This is a genomic window from Roseburia faecis, assembly GCF_001406815.1.
Lineage (GTDB): Bacteria > Bacillota > Clostridia > Lachnospirales > Lachnospiraceae > Roseburia > Roseburia faecis.
Genome location: NZ_CVRR01000100.1, coordinates 1 through 354, shown reverse-complemented (window position 1 = coordinate 354; position 354 = coordinate 1). Strand labels below are relative to the sequence as shown.

1 pseudogene is annotated in these 354 nt (G+C 36.7%); it reads right to left on the bottom strand.

Going from position 1 to position 354, the window contains the following annotated elements:
- A pseudogene (locus M72_RS16150) lies at positions 1-354 on the bottom strand (hypothetical protein); the annotation flags it as partial.

Below are 354 nucleotides of genomic sequence, written 5' to 3'. Positions count from 1 at the left end.
AGATGCTGTCTCTATAATATTTCCGTTTGCATCAATCATATAACTCTGATTTGTCACAGTGCCCAAACATCCATTAATCGTATCTTTTGTACAATCCGGAATGGCTGCTAAGTTTTCCTCCAAATACTTTGCTTTTTCCGGATCATTCATGCACTTTTGTAAAAATGCACTTGAAACAGATACCGTTGTCGGAATACCCTGCATTGAAGTCAGCCCTATATTCATATAATGGTATTTTCCTTGCAAGTATTTTGAATAATCATTTACATTACTATACCCTGTCTTAATCTGCTCTGTTTTTGTCACACCGGGACGTGATGTTTTTAATTCAACTGTACTTGTTGTCACGTTGCC